The organism is Acidobacteriota bacterium (genome assembly GCA_028875725.1).
Classification (GTDB): Bacteria; Acidobacteriota; Thermoanaerobaculia; order Multivoradales; family Multivoraceae; genus Multivorans.
This window is the reverse complement of sequence record JAPPCR010000006.1, coordinates 90,346-100,956: the sequence shown is the minus strand read 5'-3', so window position 1 is coordinate 100,956 and position 10,611 is coordinate 90,346. Positions and strand designations below refer to the sequence as shown.

The 10,611-nt window shown below is 68.6% G+C and carries 12 protein-coding genes; 1 reads left to right on the top strand and 11 read right to left on the bottom strand.

From position 1 onward, the window contains the following. Positions 1 to 111: 111 nt before the first annotated feature. From OXI49_02495 to OXI49_02455, 9 genes are all read right to left on the bottom strand, one after another. Entirely contained in the window at positions 112 to 813 is a 702-nt protein-coding gene (locus OXI49_02495; GenBank protein MDE2689351.1) for a hypothetical protein, read from the bottom strand. Between the two features lie 64 nt (positions 814 to 877). Then, entirely contained in the window at positions 878 to 2,119 is a 1,242-nt protein-coding gene (fabF, locus tag OXI49_02490) for a beta-ketoacyl-ACP synthase II (protein ID MDE2689350.1), read from the bottom strand. A 33-nt stretch (positions 2,120 to 2,152) separates the two neighbouring features. Beyond that, entirely contained in the window at positions 2,153 to 2,392 is a 240-nt protein-coding gene (locus OXI49_02485) for an acyl carrier protein (protein MDE2689349.1), read from the bottom strand. A 201-nt stretch (positions 2,393 to 2,593) separates the two neighbouring features. After that, positions 2,594 to 3,340 (bottom strand): 3-oxoacyl-[acyl-carrier-protein] reductase, encoded by a 747-nt coding sequence (gene fabG / locus OXI49_02480; GenBank protein ID MDE2689348.1) that lies wholly within the window; start codon positions 3,338 to 3,340, stop codon positions 2,594 to 2,596. Beyond that, complete coding sequence (gene fabD, locus OXI49_02475; protein MDE2689347.1) at positions 3,337 to 4,266, bottom strand: ACP S-malonyltransferase; 930 nt, start codon at positions 4,264 to 4,266, stop codon at positions 3,337 to 3,339. Before fabD ends, fabG begins: the two co-directional genes overlap by 4 nt. Before the next feature lie 23 nt (positions 4,267 to 4,289). After that, complete coding sequence (locus tag OXI49_02470) at positions 4,290 to 5,333, bottom strand: ketoacyl-ACP synthase III (GenBank protein MDE2689346.1); 1,044 nt, start codon at positions 5,331 to 5,333, stop codon at positions 4,290 to 4,292. Beyond that, entirely contained in the window at positions 5,330 to 6,391 is a 1,062-nt protein-coding gene (gene plsX / locus OXI49_02465) for a phosphate acyltransferase PlsX (GenBank protein ID MDE2689345.1), read from the bottom strand. The genes OXI49_02470 and plsX overlap by 4 nt, the downstream gene beginning before the upstream one ends. 30 nt (positions 6,392 to 6,421) lie before the next feature. Beyond that, entirely contained in the window at positions 6,422 to 6,607 is a 186-nt protein-coding gene (gene rpmF, locus OXI49_02460) for a 50S ribosomal protein L32 (GenBank protein MDE2689344.1), read from the bottom strand. Positions 6,608 to 6,635: 28 nt separating this feature from the next. Beyond that, positions 6,636 to 7,202, bottom strand: a complete 567-nt coding sequence (locus OXI49_02455) for a DUF177 domain-containing protein (GenBank protein ID MDE2689343.1) — start codon at positions 7,200 to 7,202, stop codon at positions 6,636 to 6,638. Between the two features lie 173 nt (positions 7,203 to 7,375). Here OXI49_02455 and OXI49_02450 point away from each other — a divergent pair, with 173 nt between their 5' ends. Further along, a complete protein-coding gene (locus OXI49_02450; protein ID MDE2689342.1) occupies positions 7,376 to 8,518 on the top strand; it encodes a glycosyltransferase family 1 protein in 1,143 nt (380 codons plus the stop codon). Between the two features lie 48 nt (positions 8,519 to 8,566). Here the strand turns inward: OXI49_02450 and OXI49_02445 are convergent, their stop codons facing one another. Both OXI49_02445 and OXI49_02440 read right to left on the bottom strand, forming a co-directional pair. Beyond that, positions 8,567 to 9,994 carry an undecaprenyl-phosphate glucose phosphotransferase gene (locus OXI49_02445; GenBank protein MDE2689341.1) on the bottom strand — a complete coding sequence of 476 codons (1,428 nt, stop codon included), beginning with the start codon at positions 9,992 to 9,994 and terminating at the stop codon, positions 8,567 to 8,569. Between the two features lie 64 nt (positions 9,995 to 10,058). Beyond that, a complete protein-coding gene (locus tag OXI49_02440) occupies positions 10,059 to 10,592 on the bottom strand; it encodes a hypothetical protein (protein ID MDE2689340.1) in 534 nt (177 codons plus the stop codon). Positions 10,593 to 10,611 lie beyond the last annotated feature (19 nt).

Here is a 10,611-nt window from a genome sequence, read left to right as displayed (position 1 = left end):
GGTGAGTTCATGACGCGGTGCGGGTGGAACGGGCCGGAATGGCTCCGGGAGGCCGGATACTGCACCGGAAGGTGCGGACTGTCAAGCAACGCCCGCGTCTGCGGACGGCCGTCAGGCCGCCGAGGTGAGCTCGCTTCTGCCCCGGTACATCCCCACGCCGATGATGACGAAGCAGAGCGAACCGAACGCCTGCATCGCGTTGTCGTTCGTGAGAAGCGTCCGGGGCTCGATCCCGGAGACGTGCTGCAGGACCAGGAAGTTGACGATTGCCAGGACCCCCAGGAGGACGAATCCGTACGAAGCCAGCTTGAAGATGCTCGTCGAGCTGAAGCGGGCGGAAAGGCCGAGGCCCACCAGAATGGAACCGATCGGATAGACGGAAACCAGCGCGATGACGATGCCGGCCATCGACACGTAAGTACCGAGGGCCAAATCCTCCATGCCGCGCTGCATCAGGTGAACGCTGAACTGCCGCATGCCCATCGCGACGACGTAGAGGCTCCATCCGAACACGCTCACATACGCCCCCAGCCGCAGGCACAAGCCGCCGGGCCCCTGCTGGGCCAGGCGAAGCCACGTGAAAGCGGCGTACCCGTAGAGGAACATCCCGAGGATCGACAGCATGGACGCGAGATGCGCGAGGCTGGCGTTCGCCGCCGCCGCGTCGAGGGCGGCCGGGAAGTCGGTCTGGTCCACCGGGTCCACTACGCCCCCGGGAAAGAGGAGCGATGCGAGCACCGACAGGATGACACCGACGATCAAGGCCAGACCTCCCTGCCTGGTGACGGGGTTCGACGTGGTGGATGGGGCCATGTCCACTTCCTTTCTGGCGCGCGGCACCTGCTGTGACTGAATGTGAGGAGAGTCTAGCAGTCCGCTAGGCGCGTGCCATGACCAGAGCGCCGTTCGTGCCGCCGAAGCCGAAGGAGTTGGTCAGCGCCACGTCGACCTTCGCTTCGCGCGGCTCGTGGGGCACGAAGTCCAGGTCGCACTCCTCGCCGGGCTCGTCGAGATTCAGCGTCGCCGGCAGCACCTGCCGATCGACAGCCAGCGCCAGGATGCCGGCTTCGACGCCGCCAGCGGCGCCCAGCAGGTGACCGGTCGAGGACTTGGTCGAGGACACGGCCAGGCGGTAGGCATGGTCTCCGAACACCCGCTTGATCGCACGGACCTCGGCGATGTCGCCGAGCGGCGTCGACGTGCCATGGGCGTTGACGTAGTCGACCGTCTCGGGCGCCAGCCCCGCGTCGTCGAGCGCCGCCAGCATCACCCGGGCGGCGCCGTCGCCCTCCGGCTCCGGCGCGGAGACGTGGTAGGCGTCGGAACTCATGCCGTAACCGACGATCTCGGCGTAGACGCGGGCGCCGCGCTCGAGTGCCGCCTTACGCTCTTCCAGGATGAGGATCCCCGCTCCCTCCCCGAGCACGAAGCCGTCGCGGCCCCTGTCCCAGGGGCGGGACGCCTTCTCCGGCTCGTCGTTGCGCACCGACAGGGCCTTCATCGCACCGAAGCCGGCCAGCGCCAGATCGGACGTCGTGGCCTCGGCGCCGCCGGCGAACGCCGCGTCGGCGTAGCCGTGCTGGATCATCCGGAACGCATCGCCGACTCCGTGCAGGCCGGTCGTGCAGGCGGTCGTCGGGCAGGTGTTCGGGCCCCGCGCGCCGAAGCGGATCGAGATCTGGCCGGACGCCATGTTCGCGATCAGGCCGGGGATGAAGAACGGCGACACCCGGCGCGGACCACGGTCGCGCCAGATGCCGTGCATGCGCTCGATCAGGGGCAGGCCGCCCATCCCGGAACCGACGACGGTGGCGACCCGGTCCCTGTTGTCGTCGTCGATCTCGAACCCGGCATCCTCGTGGGCCAGCGTCGCGGCGGCGAGGGCGAACTGGATGAAGAGGTCGACGCGGCGGATCTCCTTGCGGCCCATGAAGCGCTGAGCGTCGAAGTCCCGCACTTCGGCGGCGATCTTCGTCGTGTAGAGGTCGGCGTCGACCCGCGTCAGCGGACCGACGCCGCTTCGCCCCTCCATCAGGCCGGACCAGGTCGCCTCCGTGCCCACGCCAAGCGGAGACACGAGCCCCACGCCGGTAATGACGACGCGTCTACGGTCGCTCATGGTCTGGACCGGCCCGCGCCGGTCAAAGGGAGATCAGTTCGAGGATCCGTGGGCCTGAATGTAGTCGATGGCCTCCTTGACCGAGCCGATCTTCTCGGCGTCCTCGTCCGGAATCTCGATCCCGAACTCCTCCTCGAAGGCCATGACCAACTCGACGATGTCGAGCGAGTCTGCACCGAGGTCGTCAGTGAAGCTGGCCTCAGGAGTGACTTCGTCGGCATCGACTCCGAGCTGCTCGACGATGATGCTGTTGACCTTTTCGACTACGGACATTCTGGTTCCTCTCTGGGGAGTTAGCGCGGGTTGGGCGTCCTGAACCCGCGGGCGGAAGGAAGACTATGCCACCACCGGGGCCATCCGTCCAATGCCAGGTGCGCGGGTCTTCTGACCCGCCGCCGCCGCAGGCGTGTGGCCCCGGGTCTTCTGACCCGGGGAAGAGAACGCCGGCCCCAGGCCGGCTCCGCTTGAGAGCTTCTACGTCATGCCCCCGCTGACGCTCAGCACCTCGCCCGTCACGTAGGACGCCTCATCGCTCGCCAGGTACAGCACCGCCGCCGCGATGTCCTCCACCGTGCCCAGGCGCATCAGGCCGTGCTGATCCAGGAAGCGCTCGCCTGCTCCGTCCGGCAGGGCCGCGGTCATGTCCGTTTCGATGAAGCCCGGCGCCACCACGTTGACCGTGATCCCGCGGCTCAGAAGCTCCCGCGCGAGCGACTTGCTGAACCCGATCAGCCCGGCCTTGGAAGCGGCGTAGTTCGCCTGGCCCGCGTTACCGACGACCCCTGCAACCGAAGACACGGACACCACCCGGCCATGGCGGCGTCGCATCATGCCGCGGACCAGAGCCTTGGTCAGGACGAAGGCGCCGGTCAGGTTCACGTCCAGCACCCGCTGCCACTGTTCCAGGGTCATCCTCGCCAGCAGGTTGTCGGCCGTGATGCCCGCGTTGTTCACCAGGATGTCGACGGCCGCGAACTCCGAAGGAAGCCCCCGCACCGCGGCGGGAATCGACTCGTGATCGGCAAGATCGATGGCCACCGGATGGGCCTCGCCGCCGCCTGTTCGCACCGCGCCGGCGACCTCGTCGAGGAGTTCCTCGTTGCGGGCCGCAAGGACGACCCGCGCGCCCTGCCGAGCCAGCAGCAGGGCCGCGGCGCGGCCGATGCCGCGCGAGGCGCCGGTGACCAGCGCGGTTCTGCCTGTCAGGTCGAAGACGCTCACGCGGCGAGGTCCTTCGGTTCGGCGACCGCCCGGACCTTCAGGCCGCGCTCGATGCGGCGCGCGAGCCCGGAAAGCACCTTGCCCGGGCCGATCTCGACCAGCCTCTCGACGCCTCGGGTAGCCATCAGGGCCACCGACTCCGACCAGCGCACGGCGCCATCGATCTGCCGGACCAGCGCGTCCCGGGCCGCCGCCGCGGTCGTCACTTCCTCCGCATCCACGTTGCAGACGACCGGGACCTCCGGATCCGCCATCGGTACGTCCCGGATCAAGGGTTCCATCGCAGCGCGAGCCGGCGCCATCAGGGCACAGTGGAAGGGAGCCGACACGGGCAGCGGGATGGCCCGCCGCGCGCCCCGCTCAGCCGCCAGCTCCACGGCCCTGTCGACGGCGCCGGCCGCCCCGGCGATCACGATCTGCCCCGGCGCGTTCAGGTTCGCGAGCTGGCAGACGCCGCCGGTGTCGTTCGCCGCCTGTGCCGCCACCGCGGCGGTGTCCTCCTCGCTCAACCCGAGAATCGCGGCCATGGCGCCCTCGCCGACCGGCACCGCCTGCTGCATCGCCTCGCCGCGGGCCCGGACCAGCCGCAGGGCGTCGGCCAGTTCGAGGGCTCCGGCCGCCACCAGGGCCGAGTACTCGCCCAGGCTGTGACCGGCGACGAAGGCCGGCGCCTCAGCCGGAGGATCCTGCGCCAGATAGCAACGCAGCACGGCGACCGACATCGCGACGATCGCAGGTTGAGTGTTCGCGGTCAACTGGAGTTCGTCCTCCGGACCCTCGAAGCAGAGCCCCGACAACGAGAAGCCGAGCGTGTCATCGGCCTCCTCGAACACCGCCCGCGCCTCGGGAAAGGTGAAGGCCAACGCCCGGCCCATGCCGACCCGCTGCGAGCCCTGGCCCGGAAAGACGTACGCCACCCCGCTCATGTCGACCGGCCCCCAGGCGCGCCCTAGAAACGCACCGCGGCCGCGCCCCAGGTGAGGCCCGCGCCAAAGGCCGCCATCAGGACCAGGTCGCCGGGATCGATCCGGCCGTCGCGATTCAGTTCGTCGAGGGCGATCGGGATGGAGGCGGCCGACGTGTTGCCGTAGCGCTCGACGTTGACGTAGACGCGGTCGGCCGGCACGTCGATCCTGCGACCCACGGCGTCGATGATCCGGCGGTTCGCCTGGTGGGGTATCAGCCACCGGACGTCTTCGGGACGCTGCCCGGCGCCCTCGAGCACCTCGCCCGAAACCTCGGCCAGGGTGCGCACGGCGACCTTGAAGGTCTCGTTGCCGAGCATTCGGATGAAAGGCAGGCGGGCCTCCAGGGTCTCGGGACGATTCGGAGGATTGCGGCTGCCGCCACCCGGCATCTCGAGCAGATGAGCGAGCGAGCCGTCGCTGTGGATCGCCACCGAGAGGATGCCCGCGAGCCCGTTCTCGCTGGAGGGCCCCGGCGGATCCTCACCGCGCAGCACCACCGCGCCGGCGCCGTCGCCGAACAGCACGCAGGTCGAACGGTCCTCGTAGTCCGTGTACTTCGTCAACGACTCGGCCCCGATAACCAGGGCCGTGGAGGCGGCGCCGCTCGATACGTACTGGTGGGCCACGGAGAGCCCGTAAACGAACCCCGTGCAGCCGGCGTTCAGGTCGAAGGCGGTGGCGTCCTTCGCGCCGAGTTCTTCCTGCACCAGGCAGGCCGTGGCCGGGAACGGCATGTCCGGGGTTACCGTTGAGATCAGGACGAGATCGACGTCCGACGCCTCGACGGCGGCCATCTCCATTGCCTTGCGGGCGGCGTCGACGGCGAAGACCGAGGTGTACTCCTCGTCGGACGCGACCCGGCGTTCCTCGATGCCGGTGCGCGCGATGATCCAGTCGTTCGACGTGTCGACGATGCGCTCCAGGTCGGCGTTGGTCAGGATCCGATCGGGCACCGAGCGGCCCGTACCGGCAATCCGGACCCGGCGCGCCCCGTTCGAGGAGTCTCCCTGCAGACCGTTCGTCATCCCGCCACCACCGCCTTCGAGCGCGTTTCGTACGCGACCTCGGCGAGCTTCGCGCTGACCTTGAGGTGAATGCCCGCTTCGCAGAACTCTACCGCCCGCCGCACGGCGCTGTGGATCGCGTGCGCGGAAGACCGACCGTGGGCAACGAAGCAGCCGCCCCGCAGCCCCAGCAGCGGCGCGCCGCCGTATTCGCTGTAGTCGAGGCGGCGCTTGAAGCGCTCGAAGGCCGGCCGCGCCAGCAGATAGCCGCAGCGCGCTCGCCACGTACTTCCCATCTCCTGGCGCAACTGTCCGCTCACGAACTCGCCCAGGGACTCGGCGCTCTTGAGGATCGCGTTGCCGACGAAACCGTCGCAGACGACGACATCGACGGCGCCGTTGAACACGTCGCCGCCCTCGACGTTGCCGACGAAGTTGAGGCCCGTGGCGTCGAGCGCCTTGAACACCTCGCGGACGAGTTCCGTTCCCTTGCCCACCTCCTCGCCGATCGACAGCAGGCCGATCCGCGGCGACTCGAGGCGCAGGAGCTGCTCCGCGAGGTAGTGCCCCATCACCGCGAACTGGCGGAGTTGATGGAGCTTGGAATCCACGTTGGCGCCTGCGTCGAGCAGGATCGTGCTGCCGTCGCGGCGCGGCAGAACGACGGCCAGGGCCGGCCGATCGACCCCCGGTGCCACGCCGATGACCATCTTGCCGGCGACCAGGGCGGCGCCCGTGTTGCCGGCCGTCAGCATCGCCGCGGCCCGACCTTCCCTCACCAGGCGGGCGCAGACCCGGACCGAGGAATCCCGCTTCCGGCGCACCGCCAGGGCCGACTCGCCCATGCCGACGACTTCGCGGGCGTGAACGATCTCGATCCGGTCGAGGTCGGCCACGACGGATTCGAGTTCCTCGATCTCCCGTTCCAGGTCATCCCGCCGGCCGACCAGGAGCAACCGAAGGCCGCGCTCCTGCGCGGCCAGCAGCGCTCCCTCGACCACGGCCCGTGGCGCGTGATCGCCGCCCATCGCGTCGACGGCGATCACCGTCGGCTCGGGTGCAGGGGATCGATTCGTCATCGGGACCGCGGCGCCGGCGGCGTCGGACTCCTAGAGAACGTCCTCGACCTCGATCACGTCACGCCCGCGGTAGTAGCCGCAGTGGCTGCAGGCGCGATGCGGCAGTTTCATTTCGCCGCAGTTCGGACAGATTGAGGCGGCGGGACGCCTCAGGCCGTCATGGGACCGTCGCCGGTCCCGGCGGGCCTTCGAGTGCCGCCGTTTGGGATTGGCCATTCCTTCTATTCCTTTCCTGGATTCCTGGCTAGCTGGACAGATTATCGGTAAGCCGTTCGCGGACCGCCTCAAGGCCGGCCCAGCGGGGATCGACGCGCTCCGCGACGCAGGCGCAGGCCTTCCGGTTCCGGTCGACTCCGCACTGCGGGCACAGGCCCCGGCACCCCGGGTCGCACGTCGGTTTCATCGGGACGTTGAGTTCGACCTGTTCGCAAACCAGCCGGAACAGGTCGACGGCGCCGTCGACCGCAGCGAGGGTCGAGAGATCCTCCGCCTCCAGTTCGCGGGCGCCGTGGGCGTCCCCGGCGCCGTCCGCAGCCGGCGGACCGTCCACGACGGCTGCCGTCACGACGAAGGCGAGCGGCAGGTCGACATCCTCCTCGTACCGGGTCAGACAACGGTCACAGCGAAGTCGGTGGCGATAGCGCAGCCGCGTCTGCAGCAGAAAGTCCGGTCCGGTAAAGGTCAGGCTGCCCTCGCAGTCGACACTGCCCGGAACGAGCGCCTCGTCCCGGCGCAGGTCGGCTGCCGCCACGCTGACGGCATCGCGCCAGCGGAGGGGGCCGTTACGGGCTTGGTCGAGCTGCAGGTGCATCCGATTTCACCGTCAGGCGTCCGCCGTCTCGAACCGCGAGTCACCTCTGCGAGTCGCCTCTCCGATGGTCCGCCGCGACTCCGGCGAGGCGCAAGCGCGCAAACCCCAGAGGCTACGAGTCGTTGCCGCCACTTGTCAACGCCTTCGCGCATTGGCGGCGCTAGGCTTGCCCCGTGCCCAGGATCGGCATCGACGCCCGGAAAGTGCGGGACTTCGGCATCGGGGTCTACGTGACGAACCTCATCCACGGTCTGGCCCGCATCGAAGGCGCGAGCGGGACGCCCACCGGCAACGAGTACATCCTGTTCGTGCGGCCCGAGGACCGGGACTTCGCCCTCGACCTGCCGCCGAACTTCCGCTGCGTCGTCGAGCGCTCGCCCGTCTACTCGCTGCGCGAGATCGGACTGATGAGCTGGCGCATCTGGCGGTCCCGGCTGGACCTCTACCACGCTACCCACTACGTCCTGCCCGCCGTCGTACCCTGCCCGACCGTGGTCACGATCCACGACATCATCCACCTGCTCTATCCCGGCTTCCTGCCCAACCGCGCCGCGTCCTTCTACGCCCAGGGGATGTTCCGCCACAGCGTCGGCCGGGCAGACCGGATCGTCGCCGTGTCGAAGAACACCCGTAACGACGTCCTCGACTACTTCAGCGTCGACGAGCACAAGGTCCGCGTCGTCTACAACGGGGTCGAAGACCGCTTCCGCCGGCCCCTGGCGGAAGACGAACTCCGCGCCTCCCTGGCCGAGGTTGGCGTACGCCGGCCCTACCTGCTGTTCGTCGGCAACCCGAAGCCTCACAAGAACCTCGACCGGGTGATCAAGGCCTACGCGCGCGCTCGGTCGCGGGCCGGCTTCGACGCTCCGCTCGTCTGCGTAGGCGCCCGCCCGGGCAGCAACTTCAAGCTGGCGCGCCGAGCCCGCCAGCTCGGGGTCGGCGATCACGTCCGTCTGGTGGGCCACGTGGACGGCAAGGTCCTTCCCGCCCTGTACCAGGGGGCGATCCTGTTCCTCTATCCCACCCTCTACGAGGGCTTCGGACTGCCCGTCGTCGAAGCGATGGCTTCCGGTGTACCCGTCATCACGTCGAACACGTCGTCGCTCAAGGAGATCGCCCAGGGCTACGCGGAACTCGTGAACCCGCTCGATGTGAAGGAGATCGCCGGGGCGATCGAGCGTTGCATGGGCGACCGCGATCACGCGAGGCAACTGGCCGACCGGGCCGGCCAACGATCGGCGCGCTTCCGGTGGGAGGAGGCCGCCGAGAGTACCCTGGACATCTACCGGGACGTCCTGCGGGAGGCCGGTGACTGAGAGCCCGGGTGCACTCAACGGCGGGGCTCCGCACCGTAGACACCGACGTCAGTAAGCGTTCTTCGTGAGGCCGCGGCGGAGGGTGAGCCAGAGGATCTGGAGGTCCAGGCGGAGGCTCCAGTTCTCGATGTAGTAGAGGTCGTACTGGATGCGCTTGCGGATGGAGGTGTTGCCGCGCCAGCCGTGGACCTGGGCCCAGCCCGTCAGGCCGGACTTCACGCGGTGGCGGAGCATGTAGTTGGGAATCTTGTCGCGAAACTCGCGGACGAAGGCGGGGCGTTCGGGACGGGGTCCGACGCAGGACATGTCGCCGAGGAAGATGTTCCAGAGCTGGGGCAGTTCGTCGATCGACCAGCGGCGCAGGAAGGCGCCGATGCGGGTGCGACGGGGATCGTCTTCCGTTGCCCAGACAGGGCCGGTCGAGGACTCGGCGCCCACGCGCATCGAGCGGAGCTTGAGAATCATGAAGGAGCGGCCGTCGAGGCCCATCCGCTCCTGGCGGTAGAAGAGCGGGCCCCGGTCCTCCAGCTTGATCAGCAGCATGACGACAGGCAGGAACGGGAGGAGTGCGACCATCGCGGCGGCGGAGAGAACGATGTCCATCGTGCGCTTGGCCAGGCTCGACCAGCCCTCCATCGGCACGTGCGAGAGGTTGATGACCGGCGTGCCGTCAACGTCTTCGATCTCGGCGCGCAGCGTGGCGTACTGGAGCACGTTCGGAACGAGGCGGATCTCGATCAGTTCGTTGCCGATGCGGTCGAGCAGGTCGAGGATCTTTCGGTGGGCGGCGAAGGGCAGGGCGATCATCACCTGGTCGACGCCGTGTTGTTCGATCGTCTCTTCCAGGTCCTCCAGGGTGCCGAGGACATGGACGCCGCCGCCGATCTCGGCGTGCAGCTTCTCCGGATCGTCGTCGAGGAACCCGACGACTTCATAGCCGAGTTCCCGGTGGCGGACCAGCTTGGCCGCGATCTCCTCGCCGCTGTCGCCGGCGCCGACGATGAGAATCCGGCGCACGTTGTGCCCGCGGCGGCGGAACCTGCGCAGGAAGGCGCGGGTGATCAGCCGGAGGAAGGAGACGAGGAAGATGTCGGTGACCACGAACAGGGCGAAGAACGCCCGGCTGTAGGAAAAGGGATCGTCCGTGCCGGCCTGGGTCAGACGGTCGAAGGTCAGGACCGAGGTCAGGATGATCAGCGCCAGCACGGTGGCGACGACGATGCTGATCATCTCGTCCACCCGGCTGTGCCCGCGGCGGATGCGGTAGAGGCCGTGGAAGTAGTAGACGGTGGGCCAGATCAGGACGATGAACGGCAACATCCTGAGGTAGGGCTCGAAGTCGGGCACCGACTTCGTGATCTCGACCACCGGCTGGACGAACCGCAGGTACCAGGCCAGGAAGAAGGCCCCCACGGTCGCGGCGATGTCGCCGCCCAGATTCAGCGTGGCGGTGACGCGAAGTTGCTTGTGGAGCACGGTCTTCAGTCCTGCGTGGTCGGCGCCGCCCGATCGCGCGGGCGCTCCGCGTAAGCGCGGCCGCTCAGTTCTCGGCGTCGAACTCGCGGTAGGCGCCGCGCTCTTCCATCGGGATCGGATGACGGACCTCGACGTGGAAGCCATCGCCGTCGGTGTAGGCAACGTCGGTCAGTTCATGGGCGACCTGCCGTTGCGAGCCCTTGGTCAGGCCGGCCGTCTCCACCCAGAGCAGCCGGCGTTCCTTTTCGTTGCCGTCCGGATCGGCGATCGTGAGGTCGACGGTGACGCCGTCGAGTGCGCCGGAGCCCTCGTTGTGAATCAGGAAGTCGAGCAGAACGGTGACCATCGCGGGTTCGGTCGGCGCGGCAGCTTCCTCGGTTGCTTCTGCTTCGGCGTCAGCCTCGGCGTCTTCCGTCGCCTCCTCGGCCATCGCGGGAGCCTGCACGACCGAGAACGACCCCATCTCCGCGATGTAGCCGGCGCGCGCTGCGGCAACACCGCCTTCGCCCGCGCAAGCGGCCAGCAGCAACAAGGCGGCAACGGCCAACGCCAGCGCAGTCGACGGCCACCACGATGCGCGATCCTCAATGCTCTTCATGACTCTCCCTTCCCTCGAT